23 protein-coding genes are annotated in these 23,184 nt (G+C 74.4%); 8 read left to right on the forward strand and 15 right to left on the reverse strand.

Going from position 1 to position 23,184, the window contains the following annotated elements:
- The first annotated feature begins 5 nt into the window (after positions 1-5).
- A complete protein-coding gene (locus tag ACWF41_RS09995) occupies positions 6-653 on the forward strand; it encodes a SanA/YdcF family protein (RefSeq protein ID WP_380317593.1) in 648 nt (215 codons plus the stop codon).
- Here the strand turns inward: ACWF41_RS09995 and ACWF41_RS10000 are convergent.
- The 3 genes from ACWF41_RS10000 to ACWF41_RS10010 all read right to left on the reverse strand — a co-directional run bounded on the left by ACWF41_RS10000 (position 650) and on the right by ACWF41_RS10010 (position 3,931).
- The gene (locus ACWF41_RS10000; protein WP_380317596.1) at positions 650-2,272 is read right to left on the reverse strand and encodes a succinic semialdehyde dehydrogenase; all 1,623 of its coding nucleotides are present in this window, start codon (positions 2,270-2,272) and stop codon (positions 650-652) included. The two genes, ACWF41_RS09995 and ACWF41_RS10000, sit on opposite strands and share 4 nt — an antisense overlap.
- Before the next feature lie 70 nt (positions 2,273-2,342).
- Positions 2,343-2,810, reverse strand: a complete 468-nt coding sequence (locus ACWF41_RS10005; RefSeq protein ID WP_380317599.1) for a GNAT family acetyltransferase — start codon at positions 2,808-2,810, stop codon at positions 2,343-2,345.
- Positions 2,807-3,931: a GuaB3 family IMP dehydrogenase-related protein gene (locus ACWF41_RS10010; protein WP_380317602.1), complete on the reverse strand. Its 1,125-nt coding sequence runs from the start codon at positions 3,929-3,931 to the stop codon at positions 2,807-2,809. The genes ACWF41_RS10005 and ACWF41_RS10010 overlap by 4 nt, the downstream gene beginning before the upstream one ends.
- A gap of 54 nt (positions 3,932-3,985) precedes the next feature.
- Between ACWF41_RS10010 and ACWF41_RS10015 the strand changes: the two genes are divergently transcribed.
- Complete coding sequence (locus ACWF41_RS10015) at positions 3,986-4,753, forward strand: exonuclease domain-containing protein (RefSeq protein ID WP_380317605.1); 768 nt, start codon at positions 3,986-3,988, stop codon at positions 4,751-4,753.
- A gap of 110 nt (positions 4,754-4,863) precedes the next feature.
- Positions 4,864-6,399 carry a helix-turn-helix domain-containing protein gene (locus ACWF41_RS10020; protein ID WP_380317608.1) on the forward strand — a complete coding sequence of 512 codons (1,536 nt, stop codon included), beginning with the start codon at positions 4,864-4,866 and terminating at the stop codon, positions 6,397-6,399.
- Between the two features lie 70 nt (positions 6,400-6,469).
- Here the strand turns inward: ACWF41_RS10020 and ACWF41_RS10025 are convergent, their stop codons facing one another.
- The gene (locus ACWF41_RS10025) at positions 6,470-7,108 is read right to left on the reverse strand and encodes a Rid family hydrolase (RefSeq protein WP_380317611.1); all 639 of its coding nucleotides are present in this window, start codon (positions 7,106-7,108) and stop codon (positions 6,470-6,472) included.
- A 242-nt stretch (positions 7,109-7,350) separates the two neighbouring features.
- Between ACWF41_RS10025 and ACWF41_RS10030 the strand changes: the two genes are divergently transcribed.
- A complete protein-coding gene (locus ACWF41_RS10030; RefSeq protein ID WP_380317614.1) occupies positions 7,351-8,976 on the forward strand; it encodes a flavin monoamine oxidase family protein in 1,626 nt (541 codons plus the stop codon).
- 106 nt (positions 8,977-9,082) lie between these two features.
- On the opposite strand, the gene guaB is transcribed toward ACWF41_RS10030, so the two are convergent.
- Together guaB and ACWF41_RS10040 are read right to left on the reverse strand one after the other, a co-directional pair.
- Complete coding sequence (gene guaB / locus ACWF41_RS10035; RefSeq protein WP_380317618.1) at positions 9,083-10,600, reverse strand: IMP dehydrogenase; 1,518 nt, start codon at positions 10,598-10,600, stop codon at positions 9,083-9,085.
- Positions 10,601-10,697: 97 nt separating this feature from the next.
- A complete protein-coding gene (locus ACWF41_RS10040; protein ID WP_380317621.1) occupies positions 10,698-11,822 on the reverse strand; it encodes a MerR family transcriptional regulator in 1,125 nt (374 codons plus the stop codon).
- Positions 11,823-12,025: 203 nt separating this feature from the next.
- Between ACWF41_RS10040 and ACWF41_RS10045 the strand changes: the two genes are divergently transcribed.
- Positions 12,026-12,316, forward strand: coding sequence for a WhiB family transcriptional regulator (locus ACWF41_RS10045; protein ID WP_380317624.1), 291 nt, complete (start codon positions 12,026-12,028; stop codon positions 12,314-12,316).
- Positions 12,317-12,373: 57 nt separating this feature from the next.
- Here the strand turns inward: ACWF41_RS10045 and groES are convergent, their stop codons facing one another.
- A complete protein-coding gene (gene groES, locus ACWF41_RS10050) occupies positions 12,374-12,670 on the reverse strand; it encodes a co-chaperone GroES (protein WP_079572552.1) in 297 nt (98 codons plus the stop codon).
- A 220-nt stretch (positions 12,671-12,890) separates the two neighbouring features.
- Between groES and ACWF41_RS10055 the strand changes: the two genes are divergently transcribed.
- Positions 12,891-14,114, forward strand: coding sequence for a class I SAM-dependent methyltransferase (locus ACWF41_RS10055; protein WP_380319418.1), 1,224 nt, complete (start codon positions 12,891-12,893; stop codon positions 14,112-14,114).
- 69 nt (positions 14,115-14,183) lie between these two features.
- Positions 14,184-15,335 (forward strand): glutamate--cysteine ligase, encoded by a 1,152-nt coding sequence (locus ACWF41_RS10060; protein ID WP_380319415.1) that lies wholly within the window; start codon positions 14,184-14,186, stop codon positions 15,333-15,335.
- Between the two features lie 63 nt (positions 15,336-15,398).
- Here ACWF41_RS10060 and ACWF41_RS10065 read toward each other — a convergent pair whose 3' ends face one another.
- The 3 genes from ACWF41_RS10065 to tsaD all read right to left on the reverse strand — a co-directional run bounded on the left by ACWF41_RS10065 (position 15,399) and on the right by tsaD (position 18,251).
- Positions 15,399-16,058 (reverse strand): maleylpyruvate isomerase N-terminal domain-containing protein, encoded by a 660-nt coding sequence (locus ACWF41_RS10065; protein ID WP_380319412.1) that lies wholly within the window; start codon positions 16,056-16,058, stop codon positions 15,399-15,401.
- A 92-nt stretch (positions 16,059-16,150) separates the two neighbouring features.
- Positions 16,151-17,104: a class I SAM-dependent methyltransferase gene (locus ACWF41_RS10070; protein ID WP_380319409.1), complete on the reverse strand. Its 954-nt coding sequence runs from the start codon at positions 17,102-17,104 to the stop codon at positions 16,151-16,153.
- An 85-nt stretch (positions 17,105-17,189) separates the two neighbouring features.
- A complete protein-coding gene (gene tsaD / locus ACWF41_RS10075; RefSeq protein ID WP_380319406.1) occupies positions 17,190-18,251 on the reverse strand; it encodes a tRNA (adenosine(37)-N6)-threonylcarbamoyltransferase complex transferase subunit TsaD in 1,062 nt (353 codons plus the stop codon).
- Between the two features lie 99 nt (positions 18,252-18,350).
- Between tsaD and ACWF41_RS10080 the strand changes: the two genes are divergently transcribed.
- A complete protein-coding gene (locus ACWF41_RS10080) occupies positions 18,351-18,974 on the forward strand; it encodes a malonic semialdehyde reductase (RefSeq protein ID WP_380319403.1) in 624 nt (207 codons plus the stop codon).
- An 81-nt stretch (positions 18,975-19,055) separates the two neighbouring features.
- On the opposite strand, the gene ACWF41_RS10085 is transcribed toward ACWF41_RS10080, so the two are convergent.
- Genes ACWF41_RS10085 through alr form a run of 5 tightly spaced genes read right to left on the reverse strand, consistent with a single transcriptional unit; the run spans position 19,056 to position 23,183 of the window.
- Positions 19,056-19,961: a sulfurtransferase gene (locus ACWF41_RS10085; RefSeq protein WP_380319400.1), complete on the reverse strand. Its 906-nt coding sequence runs from the start codon at positions 19,959-19,961 to the stop codon at positions 19,056-19,058.
- Positions 19,958-20,479, reverse strand: a complete 522-nt coding sequence (gene rimI / locus ACWF41_RS10090; protein WP_380319427.1) for a ribosomal protein S18-alanine N-acetyltransferase — start codon at positions 20,477-20,479, stop codon at positions 19,958-19,960. The genes ACWF41_RS10085 and rimI overlap by 4 nt, the downstream gene beginning before the upstream one ends.
- A gap of 56 nt (positions 20,480-20,535) precedes the next feature.
- Positions 20,536-21,270 carry a tRNA (adenosine(37)-N6)-threonylcarbamoyltransferase complex dimerization subunit type 1 TsaB gene (gene tsaB / locus ACWF41_RS10095; protein ID WP_380319397.1) on the reverse strand — a complete coding sequence of 245 codons (735 nt, stop codon included), beginning with the start codon at positions 21,268-21,270 and terminating at the stop codon, positions 20,536-20,538.
- A gap of 54 nt (positions 21,271-21,324) precedes the next feature.
- Entirely contained in the window at positions 21,325-21,876 is a 552-nt protein-coding gene (gene tsaE / locus ACWF41_RS10100; RefSeq protein WP_380319394.1) for a tRNA (adenosine(37)-N6)-threonylcarbamoyltransferase complex ATPase subunit type 1 TsaE, read from the reverse strand.
- Complete coding sequence (alr, locus tag ACWF41_RS10105) at positions 21,873-23,183, reverse strand: alanine racemase (protein ID WP_380319391.1); 1,311 nt, start codon at positions 23,181-23,183, stop codon at positions 21,873-21,875. Before alr ends, tsaE begins: the two co-directional genes overlap by 4 nt.
- Between the last annotated feature and the right edge of the window lies 1 nt (position 23,184).

The raw sequence follows: 23,184 nt of genomic DNA on the forward strand, positions 1-23,184 counted from the left end.
CCGTCGTGACCGCGACCCCGCCCGGACGTCCCGCCCACCCGCGCCGGCGCCGCCGGACCCTGGTCGCCACCGCCGCGACGCTCGGCGCGCTCGCCGTCGCCCTGGTGGTCCCGGTCGCCTGGGTGCAGCTCACCGGCCAGTCCCGCGTGCGCCCGTCGGTCGAGGCGGTCGAGCCCGTCGACGCGATCCTCGTGCTGGGCGCCGGCCTGCGTCCCGACGGTACCCCGTCCACCTACCTGCGGCGGCGGGTCGACGCGGCGGCCGAGCTCTACCACGCGGGCGTCGCCGACCGCGTGGTGCTCAGCGGCGACGGCCAGCCGCGCCGGGACGGCACGCCCTACGACGAGCCCGCCTCGATGCGCGAGTGGATCCTCGCCCGGGGCGTGCCCGACGAGGCGCTCACCCTGGACCGCGACGGCCTCGACACCACGGCGTCGTGCCGCCGGACGGTCGACCTCACCGGGGCGCGGACCGCCGTCGTCGTCACGCAGGACTACCACCTGCGCCGCGCTCTGTTCAGCTGCGCCCGCGCGGGCCTGGACGCCCAGGGCCTGGGCGTCTCGTCGGCGAGCGCCACCCCGCGCCACTGGCTGTGGTGGCACGTGCGCGAGGTCCCCGCGTCGTGGCGCGCCGCCGTGCGCGAGCTCGGCTAGGGCAGGCGCAGCCGGCGCATGGCGCCGAGCGCCACGGTGAGCAGCCGGCTGGGTGTCTCCCCGCCGAGCGCGTAGAGCGTGTCCATGGACAGGCCCAGGCGGGCGCCCCGCTGCACGGCCACGGTCTGCGCCTCGGTCAGCGCGTCGACGGCCTCGCGGCCGTGCCGCCGCCCCAGCCCGGAGGCCTTGAACCCGCCCATCGGCGCGCCCGGGGAGCCCCACGCGGAGGTGTAGCCGTCGTTGATGTTCACCGTGCCGGCCTCGACGCGCGCCGCGAGGCGGCGGGCGCGGGCGACGTCGCGGGACCAGATGCTCGCGTTGAGGCCGAGGTCCGTGTCGTTCATGACGCGCACGGCCTCGTCGTCCGAGGCGACGCGCGTCACCGCGACCACGGGCCCGAACGTCTCCTCGCGGGCGCACAGCGCGTCCTCGGGGACGTCGTCGAGCACGGTCGGCGCGTAGAAGAAGGGGCCGACGTCGGAGCGGTGCACGCCGCCGACCAGGGCGCGGGCGCCCTTGGCGAGGGCGTCGTCCACGTGCTCGGTGACGCGGTCGAGCTGCGCCGCGGAGACCAGCGAGCCGACGTCGGACGTGTAGTCGAGACCGGTGCCGAGCGTGAGGTCGCGGACGGCGGCCGTGAACCGCTCCAGGAACTCGTCGGCGATCCGCTCGTGCAGCACGAGGCGCTCGATCGACATGCACAGCTGGCCCGCGTTGGCGAAGCACGCCCGCACGACGCCCGGCACCGTGGAGTCCAGGTCGGCGTCGGCCGTGACGTACAGCGGGTTCTTGCCGCCCAGCTCGAGCGTCGCGCCGATGAGCCGCTCCCCCGCCTGCGCGGCCACCTTGCGGCCCGTCGCGGTGGACCCGGTGAACGCGACGTGGTCCACGTGCTGCACGAGGGCGGCACCGATCTCGCCGCCGCCGGTGACGACGAGGAACAGGTCGTCGGGCAGGCCGGCGTCCTGCAGCACCTCGGCGACCCACAGGGCCGAGAGGGTGGTCTGCGGGTCCGGCTTGACCACCACGGCGTTCCCTGCGAGCAGCGCGGGCACCGCCTCGGACAGCACGAGCGTCAGCGGGTAGTTCCACGGCGCGATGGCTCCGACCACCCCCACGGGGCGGCGGTGCACGCGCACCCCGGTGAGCGCCGGCAGCAGCCCCGGCTCGCGCCGGTCGGCCAGGTACCGCGCGCCGCGCACGGCGTAGTGCCGGCACACCTGCGCGACGTCGGCGACCTCCTCGAACGCGCTGCGGCGCGCCTTGCCCGACTCCATCTGGATCAGGTCGAGGATCTCCGACTGCCGCGCGAGCACGAGCGCGCCGAGGCGGTCGAGCACGGCGGCGCGCTCCCGGACGGGCGTGCGGGCCCACTCGGCCTGCGCCGCCCGGCCGCGCCCGACGGCCGTCGCCACGTCGTCCGGCGACGACAGCGGGAACGCCGCGAGCGGGGCTCCCGTGAAGGGCAGCGTCGAGCGGTGCGTCCCGGCGGAGTGGGAGGTGACGATGCGCCGCGTCAGCGGCTCCACGACGTCGGGCTCCAGGACATAGGTGGCGGCGGGCAGCTCGGGGTCCAGAAGTTCCCCGAGAGCGCCTTCGCCCTCGTGCGCGGTGGACATGGCCGACACCCTACGCGGACAGTCTGACCGGTCCGCAACCCCCGTCCCGGTTCGTCCGGGTCGTTCGCTCTCAGCGCGACCCGTCGAGCCACCTCCCGAGCACGACGGTCTCCTGCTCTGCGTACCCCAGGCGGTCGTAGAAGCCCACGACCCGCGTGTTCGTGGCCCGTACCATGAGCTGCACCTTGCGCACGCCCCGGCCCCGCAGCCAGTCCTCCGCGGCGGCCACGGTGGCGCGACCGAGGCCGCTGCCCTGCACCTGCGGGTCGACGGCCACGTAGTACAGCCAGCCGCGGTGCCCGTCGTGGCCGGCGAGCACGGACGACACGACGCGTTCGCCCGCCAGGCCGACGAGGACCGTCGACGTCGGGGTGCGTCGCGCGTCGGCGACGTCGCGGCGCGGGTCGTTCCACGGCCGGGTCAGCCCGCAGGCCTCCCACAGCGCGACGACCCGATCGACGTCGCCGTCCTCGATCTCCCGGAATGCGACGTCCGGCGCGTCCCGGATCGTGGTCGGGGTGGTGGCGCCGGCCGTCACCGCGGCTGGTACGGCGACACGACGACCTCGACCCGCTGGAACTCCTTGAGGTCGGAGTAGCCGGTCGTGGCCATGGCCCGCCGCAGCGCCCCGACGAGGTTGAGCGTGCCGTCGGCGGTGCCGCTGGGCCCGAAGAGGATCTGCTCGAGGGTGCCCGCCGTGCCGACCTCCACGCGCTCGCCACGGGGCAGCACGGAGTGGTGCGCCTCGGGGCCCCAGTGCCAGCCCTGGCCGGGCGCCTCGGACGCCCGCGCGAGCGCCGCGCCCAGCATGACCGCGTCGGCGCCGCAGGCGACGGCCTTGACGATGTCGCCGGAGCGGCCCACGCCGCCGTCGGCGATGACGTGCACGTACCGGCCGCCCGACTCGTCGAGGTAGTCGCGGCGGGCCGCGGCGACGTCGGACACGGCCGTGGCCATGGGGGCGTGGATGCCGAGGCCCACGCGCGTGGTGTGCGCCGCGCCGCCGCCGAAGCCGACGAGGACGCCGGCCGCGCCGGTCCGCATGAGGTGCAGCGCCGCGGTGTAGGTGGACGCGCCGCCCACGACGACGGGCACGTCGAGCTCGTAGATGAACCGCTTGAGGTTCAGCGGCTCGGCGTTGCCGGAGACGTGCTCGGCGGAGACGGTGGTGCCGCGGATGACGAACAGGTCCACGCCCGCGTCGACCACGGTCTGGTAGTGCTCCTGCGTGCGCTGCGGGGACAGGGCGCCGGCGACGGTGACGCCCGCGGCGCGGATCTCCTTGAGGCGCTGCGTGATCAGCTCGGGCTTGATGGGCTCGGCGTAGATCTCCTGCATGCGCCGCGTCGCAGCCCCCGCCGGGAGGTCGCGGATCTCGGCCAGCAGCAGCTCGGGAGACTCGTACCGGGTCCACAGGCCCTCGAGGTCGAGGACGCCGAGGCCGCCGTGGTTGCCGAGCGCGACGGCGGTGGCCGGGCTCATGACGGAGTCCATCGGCGCCGACATGATCGGCAGGTCGAAGTGGTACGCGTCGATCTGCCACTCCACCGAGACGTCCTTCGGGTCGCGCGTGCGCCGCGAGGGCACGATCGCGATGTCGTCGAAGGAGTATGCGCGGCGGCCGCGCTTTCCGCGCCCGATCTCGATCTCGTTGCTCACCAGGACAGCCTACCGGCGCGGTCCTGTCGGTGGCCGGTGGCACAGTCCGTGGACATGACGACGTACGCGGACCACGAGGCAGCGGGGGCGGCGCACGCCGCGGCCCCGCCCGAGCCCGGCTGGTCCCGCGGCCCGCTGCTGGGCTTCGACACGGAGACCACGGGGCTCGACGTCCGGTCCGACCGCATCGTCACCGCGGCGCTCGTGCTGCGCTCCCCCGGCGGCAGCAGCGTGCGCACCTGGCTGCTCGACCCGGGCGTCGAGATCCCGGCCGAGGCCACCGCCATCCACGGCATCACGACCGCCCACGCCCGGGCGCACGGCCGGGAGCCGATCGGCGCGCTCGAGGAGATCGCCGCGATCCTCGTCGCGCAGGTGCGCGACGGTGTGCCCGTCGTCGCGTACAACGCGTCCTTCGACCTGACGCTGCTGGACGTCGAGCTCGCCCGCCACGGCCTGCCCACCGTCCCCCAGCGGCTCGGCCGCCCGGTCGCCCCGGTCCTCGACCCGCTCGTGCTCGACCGGTGGCTCGACGGCGCCCGCGCGGGCAAGCGCCGCCTCGGCGACCTCTGCGCGCTGTACGGGATCGAGGGCGACGGCGACCTGCACACGGCCGACGTCGACGTCCTGGCCACGCTCGACGTCCTGGACGCCCAGCTCGCCGCGCACCCGCACCTGCGCGGCGTCGCGCTCGACGCCCTGCACGCCGCGCAGTCGGGCGCGCACCGCGCGTGGGCCGAGCGGGTCAACGCCGAGCGCGCCGCACAGGCCGACGGGCGCCCGCCCACGTCCACCGCGTGGCCCGCGGCGGGCGCCCGCTGAACGAGGCGCATCTCACCACACGGATGAATCGCCTGCCCTGGAGGGCATTTTCGCGACCTCGGGCGCTGATCGGGTCCCCAATATCTCATCCATGAGATATCGTCGCCGGCATGACGATGATCGACGATGCACCCCTGAGTCAGGTCGGCGCCCTCATCCGCGGCGCCCGCCAGAACCGCGGCCTCACCCAGACCCAGCTCGCGGAACAGCTCGGCACCAGCCAGAGCGCCGTCCACCGGATCGAGCAGGGCGCCCAGAACGTCAGCCTCGAGATGCTCAACCGGATCGGCCTCGCCCTGGACTCCGAGATCATCAGCCTCGGCGGGTCCAAGCACGCACACCTGCGCGTGCGCGGCGGCCAGACCCTCTCCGGCCGCATCGACGTCAACTCCTCCAAGAACGGCGCGGTCGCGCTGCTGTGCGCCTCGCTGCTCAACCGCGGCAGGACGACGCTGCGCGGCGTCGCCCGCATCGTCGAGGTCGACCGGATCGTCGACGTGCTGCGCTCCGTCGGCGTCCGCGCGACGTGGACCACCGGCGGCCGCGACCTCGAGATCGTGGTGCCCGACCAGCTCGACCTCGCCGCCATCGACGTCGACGCCGCGCGCCGCACCCGCTCGATCATCATGTTCCTGGGCCCGCTGCTCGGGCTGCGCGACACCTTCGAGCTCCCGTACGCGGGGGGCTGCGACCTCGGCACCCGCACCGTCGAGCCGCACATGATCGCGCTGCGCCCGTTCGGCCTGGCCGTCACCGCGACCGGCGGCAACTACCACGCGACGGTCGCGCCCGCCTCGGGCGCCGACCTGTCCGTCGTGCTCACCGAGCGCGGCGACACCGTCACCGAGAACGCGCTCATGGCCGCGGCCCGCCGCGACGGCGTGACGACGATCCGCAACGCCAGCCCCAACTACATGGTCCAGGACCTGTGCTTCTACCTGGAGCTGCTGGGCGTCCGGGTGGAGGGCATCGGGACGACGACGCTGCGCGTCCACGGGCGCACGGACATCGACGTCGACGTGGAGTACGCGGTCTCGGAGGACCCGGTCGAGGCGATGAGCCTGCTCACCGCCGGCATCGTCACCGGGTCGGAGATCACGGTGGCCCGCGTCCCGATCGAGTTCATGGAGATCGAGCTCGCGACCCTTGCCGAGATGGGGCTGCGCTACACGCAGAGCGAGGAGTACGTCGCGCGCAACGGGCGCACGCGCCTCGTCGACGTCACCGTGCACCCGAGCGAGCTGCACGCCCCGATCGACAAGATCCACCCCATGCCGTTCCCCGGCCTGAACATCGACAACCTGCCGTTCTTCGCCGTCATCGCCGCGAACGCGCAGGGCACCACGCTGATCCACGACTGGGTCTACGAGGGCCGCGCCATCCACCTCACGGACCTCACGCGCCTCGGCGCCGACGTGCGGCTCCTCGACTCCCACCGCCTCCAGATCACCGGGCCCACCCGCTGGTCCGGCGCCGAGGTGAGCTGCCCGCCTGCCCTGCGCCCCGCCGTCGTCATCCTGCTGGCGATGCTCGCCGCCAAGGGCACGTCCGTGCTGCGCGGCGTCGACATCATCGCCCGCGGCTACGAGGGCCTCACCGAGCGCCTGCGCGAGCTCGGCGCCAACATCGAGACCTTCAAGGACTGATCCACCCGACCTCCCGGGCGGCGCGCCGGAACGCCCCGCCGCCGCCCGGGAGGCCGCGTCCGTCGGCGGCCTAGCGGTCGTAGACCGCGTCGACCTCCACCTCGACGAGCCAGCCGTCCACGGGCAGGTTCTCGATCTCCAGCGCGAAGCGCGAGGGCCGGGCCGCATTGACCACCATCGGCGCACCGGTCGTCGAGCCCAGCGCGACGTCGAGCGTCGCGCCCGTCGCGAGGTTCGTGTTGGCGAAGAACTGGCGGTAGGCGCGGTTCCAGCCCGCGAAGTCCATCGCCTCCGCACCGTCCGGGTTCTGCAGGAACACGCGCATCGAGACGACGTCGTCGTACGACAGCCCCGCCCGCTCCAGGTTCTCCCCGATGCGCATCAGCGCGTTGATCCCCTGGGCCTCGGTGAGGGTCACGCCGTCGGGCAGCTCGCCGCCCGGGAACACGTCGGTGGGGATGTACCGCTCCTCCGCGGTCGCGCCCGGTGCCTTGTTCAGTGCGGACGGGCCGAGCCCGGACGACTTGTACCAGGCCACGTTCTTGCCGATGGCGACGCCGTCGGCGATCGACGGGGTGGCGCCCGTGACGAACGAGTGCGCCTCGGTGGGCCGGGGCTCGAAGAGGCGCCCGCCCGCGACGGCGGTGGCGGGCACGGCGACGGCGGTCGAGACGACGACCGCGAGGACGACCTTCGTGGTGTTCTTCATGCCGGGGAACGTAGGGGTGCGCCGTTTCGGCGCGATGACGGCCGGTGGTCCATCAGAAGTCTCCGACCTGCGGCGACGCCGGCGAAACGCACTCGTTACCGCGGGCGACGGCCCGGAAACGCCCCCGACCCCGTGCCGTGACCTGCCCCTCCTACCGTCGGCCGCGGTGCTGACGGCGGCGCCCGGCATCGAGGGCCGCCCGCGTCCGTCCGTCAGACCTGTCGACACGAGAGGTAGTGCCCATGGTCACTGACACCGTCACCGACGGCCGCCCGTCCGGCGTCTCCCGCCGCAACTTCCTCCAGGCCGTCGGCGTGGGCTCCAGCGCCGGCGTCATGTTCGCCACGATGGGGGCGATGGGCCTCGCCCCCACGGCAGCCGCCCAGCCCACCGCCGCGGCCTGGACCCCGCCCCGCGGCAGCGACTTCACGCTCACCGGCCGCTCCGCGAAGAAGGTCGTGGTCGTCGGCGCCGGGCCGGCGGGGCTCGCGTCGGCCTACGAGCTGCAGAAGGCGGGGTACCGGGTCACCGTGCTCGAGGCGCGGCACCGGCCCGGCGGCCGCACACTGACGATCCGCGGCGGCGACTCCGAGACCGACGTCGACGGGGTCACGCAGACGGCGCGGTTCGACGACGGCATCTACATGAACGCGGGCGCCGGCCGCATCGCGCAGTGGATGGTGACCATGGACTACCTGCGCGAGCTCGGCGTGCCGTACGAGGTGTTCACCAACGCGAACGCGGACGCCTACCTCTACAACGAGAAGAGCGGCGCGACGCCCGGCAACCCGGTCCGCTACCGCACGGCCAAGGCGGACGTCTTCGGGTACACCTCGGAGCTGCTGACCTACGCCACCGACCAGGGCGCGCTGGACCAGAAGCTCACCGCGGCCGACAAGGAGAACCTGCGCTCCTTCCTGCGCAGCTGGGGCTCGCTGAAGTCGGACGGCACGTACGCGGGCGGCGACAACCGCGGGTTCGCGACGTACCCGTCGGCGTGGAACGAGCACGGCACGCCGCTCGCCGGGCCCGGCACGGTCTCGGAGGTGCTGGCCTCGAAGGTGGGGCAGTACTTCCCGTTCGAGATCAACTGGGAGCAGTCGATGCTCATGTTCCAGCCGAAGGGCGGCATGGACACCACGTACCGGTACTTCGTGAAGGCGATCGGCTCGCAGAACGTGCACTTCAGCTCGCCGGTGACGGGGGTCGAGAACACGCCCGGCGGCGTGCGCGTCACCTACACGCCGGCGCACGGCCCCGCGCGCCAGATCGAGGCGGACTTCGCCGTCGTGGCCGCGCCGGCCGGGCAGATGCGGAAGTGGGACACGAACTGGGGCGCCGGGATCGACGCCGCCCTGGGCGAGTTCGCCGTCGGCTCGCCGGCGGGCAAGATCGGCCTGCAGTACCGGTCCCGGTGGTGGGAGGACGACCACCGCATCTTCGGCGGCATCACGGAGACCGACATGGACCTGGCGCACATCTGGTACCCGTCGTACGGGTACGGGGAGCGCAAGGGCCTCGTGGTCGGCTACTACAACACCGGGACGAACGCCCGCACGTACGCCGACCTCACGCCCCGCGAGCGGGAGCGGCGCGCCGTGGCCCAGGGCGTGAAGATCCACGGCGAGAAGTACCGCAGCGAGCTCGAGTCCTCGTTCTCGATCGCCTGGCACAAGGTGCCGTACATCGAGGGCGCCTGGGCGTACCCGGACACGTCGTCGACGGGTTTCAAGATGCTCCAGCAGGGCGCCGGCCGCGTCTTCTTCGCGGGCGACTGGATGTCCGAGGTGTCCGCCTGGCAGCACGGCGCGTTCTGGTCCGCGCGGTACGCCGTGCAGGCGCTGCACGCGCGCGTGATGGCGTCCTGACCCTCCACGCCCGGGAACGACGACGGCCCGGGTCCTCCGCGAGGGAGGGCACGGGCCGTCGTCGTGGCGTGGTTCGTGGCCGCTCGTGGCCGCCGGGGGCCGCGGCTCAGAAGCCGGCGTAGTTCGGCGCCTCGACGGTCATCTGCACGTCGTGCGGGTGGCTCTCCTTGAGCGACGCCGACGTGATGCGCACGAAGCGGCCCTTGGCCTGCAGCTCGGGGATGGTGCGGGCTCCGACGTAGAACATCGACTGGTGCAGCCCGCCGACCAGCTGGTGGGCGACGGTGTGCAGCGTGCCCTTGTACGGCACCTGCCCCTCGATGCCCTCGGGCACGATCATGTCGTCGCTGGTGACCTCGGCCTGGAAGTAGCGGTCCTTGGAGTAGGACTTCTTGCCGCGCGAGGACATGGCGCCCATCGAGCCCATGCCGCGGTACGCCTTGTACTGCTTGCCGTTCACGAGGATGGTCTCGCCGGGCGCCTCCTCGGTGCCGGCCAGCATCGAGCCGAGCATCACGGCCTCCGCGCCCGCGACGATCGCCTTGCCGATCTCGCCCGAGTGGCGCATGCCGCCGTCGGCGATGACCGGGATACCCGCGGCCCGAGCGGCCAGCGACGCCTCGTACACGGCGGTGATCTGCGGGACGCCGACGCCGGTGACGATGCGCGTGGTGCAGATGGAGCCCGGTCCGACGCCGACCTTGATCGCGTCCGCGCCCGCGTCGACGAACGACTGCGCGCCCTCCTTCGTCGCGACGTTGCCGCCGATCACCTGCACGTGGCGGGTCGCGGGGTCCGTCTTGAGCTTGCGGACCATCTCGATGAGCATCGCGACGTTGCCGTGCGCGGTGTCCGCGACGAGCATGTCGACGCCGGCGTCGACCAGCGTGGTCGCCCGCTGCCACGCGTCGCCGAAGTAGCCGATGGCCGCGCCGACGAGCAGGCGGCCCTGGCCGTCCTTGGAGGCGTTCGGGAACTGCTCGGACTTCACAAAGTCCTTGACGGTGATGAGCCCCGCGAGCCGGCCCTCGTCGTCGACCAGCGGCAGGCGCTCGAGCTTGTGCTTGCGCAGCAGCAGCGTGGCGTCCTCGCGCGAGATCCCGGCCGGGCCCGTGATGAGCGGGGCGGGCGTCATGACCTCGGAGACCTTGGTGGTGCCCCACTCGGCGACGGGCGTGAAGCGCAGGTCGCGGTTGGTGACGATGCCGGTGAGGTGCCCGCCCGCGTCCACGACCGGGAAGCCGGAGATGCGGTACTCCCCCGCGCGCTTGTCGAGCTCCTCGAGGGTGGCGTCCGGGCCGATCGTCACCGGGTTGGAGATGATGCCGGTCTGCGTCCGCTTGACCAGGTCCACCTGGTACGCCTGGTCCTCGATGGAGAGGTTGCGGTGCAGGACGCCGATGCCGCCCTGGCGGGCCATCGCGATCGCCATCCGCGACTCCGTGACGGTGTCCATCGCGGCCGAGACGAGCGGCACCCGCAGGGAGATCTCGCGCGTGAGGCGCGACGTGGTGTCGATGTCCGACGGGGCGAGGTCGGAGTACCCCGGCAGCAGCAGGACGTCGTCGTAGGTGAGGCCGAGGAATCCGAACGGGTCGTGCGCGGGCGAGGTCGAGTCCGTCATGACAGGAGTCTACGTTCTGAGGCCCTCGGTTATTCCGGCCGTCCGCCCCTGCGGGGGCCGCCCGTGGCGGACCTCACGTCGCGGCTCCCGTCGCGGCTCACGCCACGACGGCGAGGGCCTCGTGCAGCATCGCGGTGAACGACCGCACGCGCTGCACGGTCGCGGCCAGGGGCAGCTCGCTCGCGGCGTCGTCGCGGCGCAGGCTGACGATGATCGGCAGCTCCGCGAACCCCTCGTGCACGGCGTGCACGAGGTCGAGGTCCGGGCGCCGCTGCGACGTGGCGAGCACGAGGGCGGCGGGCCGCACCATCGTCACGAGCTCGAGCGAGCGGTGCGTGCTGGCCGGGCCGGTGACGATCCGCGCGGTCGCGCCCTTCGCGGTCAGCGCGGCGGCGAGGGCGTGCGCCGACAACGGCACCACCTCGTCGGGCGCGGCGAAGATGAGGACGATCTTGCGCATCCGGCTCGGGTGGTTGGCCGGCGGCGCGCCCCCGGCGACCATGGCCCGCTCGAACGCCTCGGTGAAGTCGCGCAGCGCACGCAGGGCGGCGGTCGCGAGCACCACCTCCGGCACGGCGCCCGGTCCGGCGAGCACCGTCCGCTGGGCGACCCGCTGCCACGCGGGCTCGGCGATCTCCGTCCACCATGCCGCGGGGTCGCCCTGCGCCGGGATGGCCAGGATCTCGTCGCAGGCCTGCTGGTCGTACGCGAGGGCGGCGTCGACGACGGCGGACACCCGGCCGGAAGCGCTCCCACCCGGGACGTGGCTGCTGGCCGCAGGGCTTCCTTCGCCGCCGCCGGGCAGGGCCCTCAGGTGCGCGCGTCCCGGCCGCGGCGGCTCGTCGCCGGCCGCTGGCGCGGGCCGCTCGCCCGCACCCTCCGAGGAGTCCTGGCCATCCTCGCCGGACGCCGAGGACGCGGCCTGCTCCGTCGCCTCCTCCAGCTCCTGGACGCCGGCCTCGAGCGCGGCCCGCGCGGCGTCGACCGGCGCGACCCCCTCCAGGGTGAGCCGGCGCATGACGAGCAGCCGCGCCACGTCCTCGGGCGTGTAGCGACGGTGCGAGCCTGCGGTGCGGGCGGACGGGCCGAGCCCGTAGCGGCGGTCCCACGTGCGCAGGGTGGCGGGGGCCACCCCGAGGCGCCTGGCGACCGCGGCGACGGCGAGGCCAGGGCTCGACGCGCGAGACCCGCCCCCGTGAGGGGCGGGCCGGGATGAGGTCATGGCGTCGATTCTGCCGAGAGGATCGGAGGGTCGCCACCGCGCCACCGGGCGCGCCGCGGAACATCTCGTCGACGCAGGTCAAAGCAGTTCAGAACCCGGTCGAACCCGTTCAGCGCGCACCGGAAAGTTGAACACTGAATCATCGAACCCGGTCACAAAACCGGACCTTGAACAACTTCTGCACAACTTGTAGGTTGTTCGCCATGACGGAGATCTCGAGGCTTCCCGGTCCGGTGATGGAGCTGTGGGAGTGGCAGTACCAGGGCTCCTGCCGCGACGCGGACGACACGCTGTTCTTCCACCCCGAGGGTGAGCGCGGCTCGACGCGTCGACGCCGCGCCGAGGCGGCCAAGGCGATCTGCCGCTCGTGCCCCGTGATGATGCAGTGCCGCGAGCAGTCGCTCCGGGTCCGCGAGCCCTACGGGGTGTGGGGCGGCCTCAGCGAGGACGAGCGGTCCGCGATCCTCGCCGGCGGAGCACGCAAGACCGGTTGAGCAAAGCACGAAGGCCTCGCACCGACGACGGTGCGAGGCCTTCTGCGTTCGGCGTCGTCAGGCGACGACGACCGCGAGGATGTCACGGGCCGACAGGACGAGGTAGTCCTCGCCGGCGTACTTGACCTCGGTGCCGCCGTACTTGCTGTAGATGACCTTGTCACCGACCTTGACGTCGACGGGGACGCGGTTGCCCTTGTCGTCGAAGCGACCCTCGCCCACGGCCAGGACCTCGCCCTCCTGGGGCTTCTCCTTGGCGGTGTCCGGGATGACCAGGCCGGAAGCGGTCGTGGTCTCGGCCTCGATGGCCTTGACGACGATCCGGTCCTCGAGCGGCTTGATGGGGACCGACACGTCGGACCTCCTTGATTCGCGATGCGTGGATGGACTTGCTGATTGACCAGGTCGCGTCCGAGGGCCGGCCGTCGTCGCGGGTGCCGGCACAGCCTTGCGGTCGCTGACGACAAATCTAGGCAGGCGTTAGCACTCTGACAAGTCGAGTGCCAGCAGTTCGCCGAGGGCGTCACGCCCGGGCCGCGCCCGAGAGCCCCGGCGCGCCTGAGACGATGGCCCGATGGACGCCGCCTCCGTGAGCAAGCTGCTGAGCCCGGACGGGTGGGCGCTGCTCAACTCGCTCCCCCCGTACGACGAGAAGCAGGCCATGACGCTCGCGACGCGGCTGCGGGCCGACGGGGTCGACCCCGACCTCGCCGCCGCCGCGCTCACCCAGTCGCGGCTGCGCGCCAAGGCCCGCGCCAAGCTCGGCGACTTCGCGGACGGGATGCTCTTCACGCCCGACGGCGTCGAGCAGGCGACCCGCCTCGTGGTGGCCGCCCTGCACGCCCGGCGCTACCTCGCGGCCGGCGTCACGAAGGTCGCCGACCTCACCAGCGGGATCGGCGCCGACGCGCTCGCGTTCGCGGGCGTGGGCCTGCGGGTGCTCGCCACGGACGTCGACGAGATGACGGCCGCGCTCGCCACCGTGAACCTGCGCCACTTCCCCGAGGCGGAGGTGCGGCACGCCGACGGGCTCGCGCTCGACCTCGCCGCCGAGGGCGTGGACGGCGTGTACGCCGACCCGGCCCGGCGCACGCGTGGCGGGCGCCGCGTCTTCGACCCCGCCGCCTACGCGCCCCCGCTCGACGCCGTCTGGGCGCTGCGCGACCAGGTCCCCGCCCTCGGGATCAAGGTCGGGCCCGGCATCCCGCACCAGGGGCTCCCGGAGGACGCGGAGACGCAGTGGGTGTCCGTGGACGGGGACGTCGTCGAGGCGGGCCTGTGGTTCGGCCCGCTCGCCCCGGCCGGGCCGGGCCGCTCCGCCCTCGTGCTCACGACGCGCGACGGCGCGACGGCGTCCCGCACCCTGCGCACCGACGGCGACGGCTCGGACCTCGTTCCCGACGTCGGGCCCGCCGGCGCCTACCTGTACGAGCCTGACGGCGCCGTGATCCGGGCCGGGCTCGTGGCGCACGCCGCCGCGGAGCTCGGCGGGCGCCTGCTCGACCGGACCATCGCGTACGTCACGACCGACCAGCCCGCGGCGCCGCAGGCCGCCGGGGTCGCACCCCTCGCCACCGGCTACCGGGTGCTCGACCTCATGCCGTTCAACCTGAAGCGCCTCAAGGCGTACCTGCGCGAGCGCGGCGTCGGGCGCCTCACGATCAAGAAGCGGGGCACCGCCGTGACGCCGGAGCAGCTGCGCGCCCAGCTCTCGCCGAAGGGCGACGCGGAGGCGACGCTCGTGCTCACGCGCGTCGGCGGGGCGCAGCACGTGCTGGTCGTCGAGCCGCTGCGCTGATCCCGCGCGGACCGGGACGCCGCCGGACCGGCGCGCGGCCCGCCGTCCCCCCGTGGAAGCATGGCCCGCATGGTGCTGGACTTCGCCGCCTCCGACCGGTCGAGCGTCGGCCTCGAGTGGGAGCTCGCGCTGGTCGACGCCGACTCCGGCAACCTCCGGCAGGTGGCCCCCGCGGTCATCGAGGCGGTGGCCGACGACGTGCGCCACCGCTACGTCAAGCCCGAGTTCCTGCGGAACACCGTCGAGGTGATCAGCGGTGTGCGGCGCACCGTCCCCGACGCGATCGCGGACCTCGAGCGGGGGATCGCCGCGATCCACGACGCGACCGGCCCGATGCGCGTCGACCTCATGGGCGCGGGCACGCACCCGTTCGCGCACTGGTCGCAGCAGAAGGTCACCGACAAGGAGCGGTACGCCACCGTCGTCGACCGGGCGCAGGTGGTGGGGCGCCAGCAGATCGTCTACGGCGTGCACGCGCACGTGGGCATCGAGGACCGGGCCAAGGTGCTGCCCATCGTGAACTCGCTGCTCGTGTACCTGCCGTACCTTCAGGTGCTGTCGGCGTCGTCGCCGTTCTTCGGGGGCGACGACACCGGGTACGCCTCGATGCGGACGATGATCTTCCAGCAGCTCCCGACAGCGGGGCTGCCGTACCAGTTCGGCGCCTGGGCCGAGCTGGAGCGGTACGTCGCGGACATGCTGCACACCGGCGTCATCGACGACTTCACCGAGGTGCGCTGGGACGTGCGGCCGGCCCCGCACTTCGGCACCGTCGAGGTGCGCATCTGCGACGGCACGTCCAACACCCTCGAGCTGGCCGCGCTCGGCGCGCTGGTGCACTGCCTGGTCGAGCACCTGTCGACGATGCTCGACGAGGGCCGACGCCTGCCCACCCTGCCGCCGTGGTTCGTGCACGAGAACAAGTGGCGCGCCGCCCGCTACGGGACCGACGCGATCATCATCCTCGACGACGCCGGCGAGGAGGAGCTCGTCACGGACGCGCTCCCCCGCCTGCTGGCGACCCTGGAGCCCGTCGCCGAGCGGCTGGGCTGCGCCGCCGAGCTCGACGGCGCGCGCGAGATCGTGCGCGGCGGCGCGTCGTACCAGCGGCAGCGGGCGGTGGCCCGCGCCCACGGCGGCGGGCAGGACGCGCTCGAGGCCGTCGTCGCGTCGCTCGTCGCCGAGCTGCACGCGGGCCGGCCCCTGCCCGCGACGGTGTGACGAGCCGGGAGACCGCGAGCGGACCGGTCCGCCCGTGCTGCAGGTGCGGCCGTCGGGCCTGACTCAGAGCACGCGCAGCGCCCCGACATCGTCTCGCTCACGCCGGGTGAGGGCACGCAGGACGGCGAGCCGGCCGTGCCGCTCGGCGCCAGCGGCGACAAGGAGGTCGATCGCGACCCCCGTCGCAGCGTCGGGCGCGCGCATGTCCGCCCCGACGCTGAGGGCGAGGTCGTCGGTGTGCACGGCCAGCTCGACGCACCGGGTGCGGAGGTACTCGTCGAGGAGCATCTCCTCGCCAGGCCGGTGCAGGATCGCCACGCGGCGGTCGGCAGGCTCCTGCGGGAGCCGGGCGCGCAGCCGGTCGAGCGCCTCCGCGGTGTCGCTCGCCACGGCCCCAGCGCCCGCCAGCGCGGACTCCTGGCTGCGCGCTCGCACGCCACGGTTGAGCGCCGAGCCCGGGTCCGGGGCGTCCACGATGCGGGCGTAGTAGGTCACCGCGGTCGTGGGTTCGATGCCTTGGCCGAGCGGCCCGTCGAGGAACCACTCGACCTGGAGGATGCTGCGCGCCAGGTGGCCGGCGAGCGCGCCGAGCGTCATGCCGTCCAGGATCGATCCTTCGTCCCACGCGCCCGCCACACGTGGGTCGTGCAGCAGGGCAGCGGCCCTGGCGGCCGCCTCGAGGTACGGGGCGCGGACGGCGCCCGGGCTGGTCAGAGGGCTCATCGCGCCGAGTCTGGCACGACACGAACCGAGCATGAGCCTGCGTCCACGGACGGCAGCCTCGTGACAAATCGTGTGTCGCGATCCGAGTGCGGCTACTCCTTCTCGAAGTCCCACACGACAAGCGAGGGCGTGCCGGCGTACGCCGCGCGGGAGGCCGCCTCGACCCACGGCATCATCTCCCAGATGTTCGGCGGCCTCGTCGGGTCCTCGAACGCCGGGTCGGCGGCGGGGTCGAACCCGCCGGTGCCGGCGTCCGGGGCCGCCGTGTACTCGGGGCCGCCGTCGGCATCGTCGGCGCCCCCGCCCGCGTACTCGCGGCAGAACCGGGGCACGAACCCGACCGGCAGCGCCGCCTGCAGGTACTCGCTCGTGGCGTGCCTCCAGTTCGGGATGTACCCGAACTCGCCGTCCGCCCCCTCGACCAGCGGGTAGAGCGGCGAGCCCACGAAGTACCCGCGCGTGTCGGAGACGACCAGGTGCCCGCCGGGCCGCAGCACGCGCGCCAGCTCGGCGAACACCGGCCCCAGGTCCCGCACGTGGCACAGCGCGAGGGTGACGAGGACGAGGTCCGCGGAGGCGTCGGGCACCGGCAGGTGGTGCAGGTCCCCCTCGGCGAACCGAGCCCCGGGGACCTTGGCGCGGGCGATCTCGAGCATGTCGGGCGACGAGTCGACGCCGAGCACGTCGTGCCCCTGCTCGACCAGCCACTCCGCGTGCCGGCCCGTACCGCACGCCGCGTCGATCGCGACACCCCGGGGCAGGCGCTCCATCAGCGGCCGGACGAGCGGCTCCTCCATGCCCCAGAACCCGTTCGGGCCGTCATAGCGGGGCGCCCAGTGCCGGTAGCCGTCCTGGGTGCTGATCGGCGGGACGTCATGACCGTCGAACTTCTCGGCAGCGTCCAGCAGGGCGCGCACGTCCGCGAGCCGGGCCTCGACGAACGCGCGGTCGTGCTCGCCGGCGAACGCCCGCAGCAGCGCCACCCCCTCGAGCCCGACGAGGTAGGCGAGCGGGTGCTGGTAGATGCTCGGGCGCGCGGTGTCCACGCGTCGCGACGCTACCGACGCTCACCGGCCGCGACGAGGCCTTTTCGGGTGGTGCCGGTCGGACGGTGCCGGTCAGACGGTCCCGTCAGACCGTGATGGTGCTCATCGGCATCGACGAGTCGACGGGGAAGTCGAGGGTCGACGGCGCCACGCCGGCGCGGACGACGGCGGAGCCCAGCGCGGCGATCATCGCGCCGTTGTCGGTGCAGTAGCGGATCGGCGGGATGCGCAGGTCGATGCCGGCCTCCGCGCAGCGCGCGGCCGCCATCTCGCGCAGCTGGCTGTTCGCGGAGAAGCCGCCCCCCACGACGAGCGTGTCGACGTCGTGCCGGCGGCACGCGGCGATGGTCTTGGCGGTGAGCACGTCGGCGACGGCGGCGGCGAACGACGCGGCGACGTCGGCCGCCGGCACCTCGCGCCCGGAGTCCACGCAGGCCTCGATCCAGCGCGCCACGGCGGTCTTGAGCCCCGAGAAGGAGAAGTCGTAGGCGTGCTTCTCCTGGTCCTTGGCGGCCGTGAGGCCGCGCGGGAAGCGGATGGCCTCGGGGTCGCCCTCGCGCGCCAGGCGGTCCACGTGCGGGCCGCCCGGGTACGGCAGGCCGAGCAGGCGGCCGACCTTGTCGAACGCCTCCCCCGCCGCGTCGTCGAGGGTGGAGCCGAGCTCGGTCACGCCGGTCGCGACGTCCTCCACGAGCATCAGGGTGCTGTGACCGCCCGAGACGACCAGCGCCATCGTGCGCCCCGTGAACGGCCCGTCCACGAGCTGGTTCACCGCCGCGTGCCCGATGACGTGGTTGACGCCGTAGAGCGGCTTGTCCAGGCCGATCGCGAGCGCCTTCGCGGCCGACGCCCCGATGGTCAGGGGGCCGACGAGCCCGGGCCCCGCGGTGACGGCGATCGCGTCGAGCTCCGACAGGTCGACGTCCGCCTCGCCCAGCGCCCGCGTGATGGTGGGGACCATCGCCTCGAGGTGGGCGCGGCTCGCGACCTCCGGGATGATCCCGCCGTAGCGCGCGTGCTCGTCCATGGAGCTCGCGACGGCGTCGACCAGCAGCTCGTCGCCGCGGACGAGCGCGACGCCCGTCTCGTCGCAGGAGGTCTCGATGCCGAGGACGAGCGGGCCGGAGCCCGCGAGCGATGCAGCCATGCCGACATCTTCCCCCATCACCGCCCCCGGCACGGCCGCGTGACCGGCGTCACGGCGGATCCGGGAATCATGATTCTGCATCGATCGGTTAGGGCAACCATGACCGAGACCCTCACGCACCCGTCCACGTCGCTCGCCGTCGGCGACGACGTGGCGGACCTCCTGTTCCGCGCCGCCCGCACCACCTCGCTCTGGACCGACGAGCCCGTCACCGACGAGCAGCTCACCTCGGCCTGGGACCTCGCCAAGTTCGGCCCGACCGCGATGAACACGCTGCCGCTGCGCGTGCTCGTGCTGCGCTCGGGCGAGGCGCGCGAGCGCCTCGTGACCCACATGGGCGGCAACAACAAGGACCGCGTCGCGAACGCGCCCGTCTCGCTCGTGCTCGCCGCCGACCCGGCGTTCCACCAGCACCTCGACACCCTGTTCCCCGCCTACCCGGGCATGAAGGACCAGCTGGAGCCCGCCGCGGACGTCCGCGAGCAGATGGCCCGCAACAACGCCCTCATCCAGGCCGGCTACCTCATCGTCGGCCTGCGCGCCGCCGGCCTCGCCGCCGGCCCGATGAACGGCATGGACTTCGACGGCGTGGACGCCGAGTTCTTCGCCGAGTCCGGCTGGAAGTCGTTCCTGGTCATCAACGTCGGCCACGCCGAGGGCGAGGGCTCCCCGTACCCGCGCGCCCCGCGTCTGTCCTTCGACGAGGTCGCGCAGGTCCTCTGACCGTCGCGCCCCCGACGCGAACGGCCCGGTCCCCTGGAGGGGGCCGGGCCGTCGTCGTCGGAGCGTGTCGCCGCGGGGTCGCTACGGGCGGTCCCCGACCGCCGCGGGGCGGGTGTCGTCGTTCGACCACTGCGACCACGACCCGGCGTACAGGGCCGCGGGGATGCCGGCGCACGCCAGGGCCGCGATCTCGTGCGCCGCGGTCACGCCGGACCCGCAGTACACGCCCACGGCCAGCACGCCGTCGTCCCCCACGGCGTCCGCCGCGGTCAGGCCGAGGTCGGCGAACCGGGCCTCGAGCGCCTCGTCGTCGAGGAACCTCCCGTCGTCGCCGAGATTGGCCGCGGTCGGCGCGCTGAGCGCGCCGGGGACGTGCCCCGCCCGCGGGTCCACGGGCTCCGTCTCACCGCGGTACCGCTCGGCGGCGCGCGCGTCCAGCAGGGTGCCGGCCTCCGCCAGCTCCGCCGCGTCGTCGGCGTCGAGCACGGGCAGGTGTCCCGGCCGGACCACGAGGTCGCCGGGCGCGCGGGTGACGTCGCCGCTCTCCAGCGCGTAGCCCGCGCGCACCCAGGCCGGCAGGCCGCCGTCCAGGATGCGCACGTCGTGGACGCCGAAGTAGCGCAGCAGCCACCAGGCGCGAGCCGCGGACAGGCCGCCGACGGTGTCGTAGACGACGACGCGCGTCCCCGCCCGCAGGCCCCAGGCCCGTGCGCTGCGCTGGAACGACGACGCAGACGGCAGCGGGTGGCGGCCCTCCTGGGGTGACGCCTCGGCGGCCAGCTCGGACTCCAGGTCCACGTACACGGCGTCGGGCAGGTGGCCCTCGAGGTAGCGCTCGCGGCCGTCGGTCATGCCGAGCGCCCAGCGTACGTCGAGCAGCACGGGCGCCCCGTCCGACGGGTCGGGCCCGGCGCTGAGGCGCAGGTCCGCCGCGAGCTCGGCGACGGACACCAGCACGCGGGCGCGGTGCGTCCCGGCGGCGCTCACGCCGCGCTCCCCAGGTCCAGGCGCATGGTGAAGGCGTCCTTGTCCTCCGGCTGGTAGTACCGCTTGCGCAGCCCGATCCGCTCGAAGCCGAGCCGCTCGTACAGCGCGAGGGCGGGGTCGTTGTCCACGCGCACCTCGAGCAGGACGGCGGTGGCCCGCAGCGTGCGCGCGCGCTCCACGAGCGCCTCGAGGAGCGCCCGCCCGACGCCGTGCCGCTGGTAGCGCGGGTCCACACCGATCGTCATGACCTGCACGACGTCGCCGTCGAACCACAGGCCCGCGTACCCCACCACCGGCTTCGGCCCCGCGCCGTACACGGCCACGGCGTCCGGCCCCGTGGGCTCGGCGACGACGTACCAGCGGCCGAGGCCGGCCAGCTCGTCGGTGAGCATCCCGTAGGTCCACGCCCCGGCGCCGAAGAGCACGCGCTCCAGCTCCAGCACCCGGTCGAAGTCGGTGCTGCGCAGCGGGCGCAGACGGCAGGTCGGCGCGTAGACGTGCTGGACCGTGCGGGGCAGCTCCGGCCGCTCGGGCTGCTCGGCCGTCGGACCACCGACCGTGGGCTGGTCCGTGGTCACGCCGGGCTCCCCGTGGCGGGCACGAGGCGTGCGGGCGCCGGCTCCTGCACGTCGGGGCGGCGCAGGTACAGCGGCTCCGTGGGCAGGTCCTCGCCCGCGGCGCGGCGGGCGAGCGCGAGCCGGGCCAGGACCGCGGCGTCCGGCACGAGCGGTGCGTCCTCGTCGGCCGGCAGGTGCTCCGGGTACAGCGTGGCGCCCTCCCCCACGACGACCAGCCGCCCGCCGTCGGCGGGCGCGTCCGCGAGCCGGGCGGCGACCTCGACGGCCTTGTCCACGCCGGGTCCCGCCAGCGTCTCGACGACGGGGACGCCGTGCGGGCCCTCGTGCGCGACGACGCGGTAGTGCGCCCAGTAGACCTCCTTGCGGCGGGCGTCGGTCGCGACGAGCACCTCGTCGCCCGGCGTGAGGCCGAGGTCGGCGACCGCCTGCACGGCCACCGCGTCGATGCTCGGTACGCCGAGCACCTCGATGCCCAGGCTCAGGGCGAGGGTGCGCGCGGTGACGAGCCCCACGCGCAGGCCGGTGAACGGGGCGGGCCCGGTGCCGGCGACCACGGCGGTGAGCGCCGAGCGGTCGAGGCCGGCGTCGTCGAGCACCTCGGCGACGAGCGGGCCGAGCGACTCGGCGTGCCGGCGACGCTCGTCGGCCGAGCGCGAGGCGAGCCGGGCGCCCGCCTCGTCGACGAGCGCGACGGCGACGGCTGCGGACGTGTCAAGAGCGAGAACTGCCACGGCCCCAGCCTACGGTTCCCCCGACCGGACCGGGGGACGCGTCGAGCGGCAGGGTCAGCGCGCGGCGAGGGCGGCCAGGTCGACGCCGGACCAGCGCGCGCCGACGCCCCGCAGGGTGGCGTGCCGGGTACCGGCGCCCGGGTCGGTGTCGTCGTCCGCCGGGTCCGGAACGTCGCCGGCCTGCCCGCGCGGACGCTCCAGGTCGATCTCCAGGCGGTCCTCGGTGAGCGCCTCGGCCAGACCGCGGCCCCACTCGACGACCGTCACCGACTCCTCGAGCGAGGAGTCGAGGTCGAGGGCGTCCAGCTCGCCGAGGCTGCCGAGGCGGTAGGCGTCCACGTGCACGAGGGCGGGCCCGCGCGAGCCGTCCTCCCGCGGCAGCGGCGGGTGCTCGCGCGCCACGATGAACGTGGGCGACGCCACCTGGCCCCGCACGCCCAGCGCAGCCCCCAGGCCCTGCGTGAGCGTCGTCTTTCCCGCCCCCAGGTCCCCCGTGAGGATCACCAGGTCCCCCGCCCGGAGCACGTCCGCCAGGGCCGCCCCGAGCGCGCGGGTGGCCTCCGCGTCCGGCAGGTCCGTCTCCGTCCGCACGACGACGTCGCTCACCGCTGCACTTCCTTCCTGGTCGGGGTGTCGAGGCCCGTGTACACGCGCGCGGCGCGCGCCCCGATGCCCGTGACGATCTCGTAGCTGATGGTGCCCGCGGCGCGGGCCCAGTCCTCGGCGTTCGGCCGCGTGATACCGCCGACGACGCCGCGCTCGACGCCGTCCGACTCCCCGAACAGCGTCACGACGTCCCCCGCGCGCTCCGGCGCGCCCGGGCCGAGGTCGAGGACGAACTGGTCCATGCAGACCCGGCCCGCTACCCGCAGCACCCGAGCGTCCCCCGTCCCCGCGGGGCCGCCCCCGCCGACGGCCACCGGCCCGCCGACGCCGAGGTCCCCGCCCGACGCGTGCCGCTGGATGCCGTCCGCGTAGCCCAGGGGCACGACGCCGAGGCGGGTGGCCCGCGGCGTCGTGTAGTGATGCCCGTACGACACGCCGTGGCCGGCCGGCACGTCCTTGACCGTGGCGAGTCGTGCCTGCAGCGTCATCGCGCCCCGCAGCCCGTAGTCGCCCGGCGCGCCGAGCTGCGGCACCGGCGAGTGCCCGTAGACGGCGATGCCGGGCCGCACGAGGTCGTGGTGCAGGCGCGGGTCGGTGAGCACGGCCGCCGAGTTCGCCAGGTGCCGCACCTCCAGGCTCAGCCCGGCGCGCTCGACGCGCCGCACGGCGTCGTCGAAGGCCGCGGCCTGCAGCGCGATCGACGGGTGGCCCGGCTCGTCCGCGCACGCCAGGTGGGACATCACCCCGACGACGCGCAGCACGCCCTCGGCCTCCAGCGCGGCCGCGCGCCGCACGACGTCCGGCAGGTCCGCGGGCGTGATCCCGCTGCGCCCGAGGCCCGTGTCGACCTTGAGGTGCACCCGCGCGGTCTCGCCCGCGGCGCGTGCCCCGGCGGCCACCTCGGCGAGCGCCCAGGGCGCCGCGACGCCCACGTCCACGCCCGCGGCGACCAGCCGGTCGAACGGCGCGCCGGGCGTCGCGAGCCAGGTGAGCACCCGGGCGTCGGCGGGGGTGATCCCGCCGGCGCGCAGCGCGAGCGCCTCGGCGGGCACGGCGGTGCCGAGCCACGTGGCCCCGCCCGTGAGCGCGGCCCGCGCCACCGGCAGCATCCCGTGCCCGTAGCCGTCCGCCTTGACCACGGCCATCACCGCGGCGGTCGGCGCGTGCCCGGCCAGCGCGCGGACGTTGTCGCGCACGGCGGACAGGTCGACGACGGCGCGGGCGAGGGAGTCGTCGGGGAAGGGCAGGTCGGCGGCGGCAGCGCCCGTGGGGGCGGTCGGGACCTCGGAGGGGACCTCGGTGCTCACG

The organism is Isoptericola sp. NPDC055063 (assembly GCF_053608125.1).

What these genes read in the sequence shown, in the direction of transcription:
- ACWF41_RS10000 (WP_380317596.1), bottom strand. Translation starts at nt 2,272, where the DNA reads ATGTCCACCGCGCACGAGGGCGAAGGCGCTCTCGGGGAACTTCTGGAC.
- ACWF41_RS10015 (WP_380317605.1), top strand. Translation starts at nt 3,986, where the DNA reads ATGACGACGTACGCGGACCACGAGGCAGCGGGGGCGGCGCACGCCGCG.
- ACWF41_RS10020 (WP_380317608.1), top strand. Translation starts at nt 4,864, where the DNA reads ATGACGATGATCGACGATGCACCCCTGAGTCAGGTCGGCGCCCTCATC.
- ACWF41_RS10025 (WP_380317611.1), bottom strand. Translation starts at nt 7,108, where the DNA reads ATGAAGAACACCACGAAGGTCGTCCTCGCGGTCGTCGTCTCGACCGCC.
- ACWF41_RS10030 (WP_380317614.1), top strand. Translation starts at nt 7,351, where the DNA reads ATGGTCACTGACACCGTCACCGACGGCCGCCCGTCCGGCGTCTCCCGC.
- guaB (WP_380317618.1), bottom strand. Translation starts at nt 10,600, where the DNA reads ATGACGGACTCGACCTCGCCCGCGCACGACCCGTTCGGATTCCTCGGC.
- ACWF41_RS10040 (WP_380317621.1), bottom strand. Translation starts at nt 11,822, where the DNA reads ATGACCTCATCCCGGCCCGCCCCTCACGGGGGCGGGTCTCGCGCGTCG.
- ACWF41_RS10045 (WP_380317624.1), top strand. Translation starts at nt 12,026, where the DNA reads ATGACGGAGATCTCGAGGCTTCCCGGTCCGGTGATGGAGCTGTGGGAG.
- ACWF41_RS10055 (WP_380319418.1), top strand. Translation starts at nt 12,891, where the DNA reads ATGGACGCCGCCTCCGTGAGCAAGCTGCTGAGCCCGGACGGGTGGGCG.
- ACWF41_RS10060 (WP_380319415.1), top strand. Translation starts at nt 14,184, where the DNA reads ATGGTGCTGGACTTCGCCGCCTCCGACCGGTCGAGCGTCGGCCTCGAG.
- ACWF41_RS10065 (WP_380319412.1), bottom strand. Translation starts at nt 16,058, where the DNA reads ATGAGCCCTCTGACCAGCCCGGGCGCCGTCCGCGCCCCGTACCTCGAG.
- tsaD (WP_380319406.1), bottom strand. Translation starts at nt 18,251, where the DNA reads ATGGCTGCATCGCTCGCGGGCTCCGGCCCGCTCGTCCTCGGCATCGAG.
- ACWF41_RS10080 (WP_380319403.1), top strand. Translation starts at nt 18,351, where the DNA reads ATGACCGAGACCCTCACGCACCCGTCCACGTCGCTCGCCGTCGGCGAC.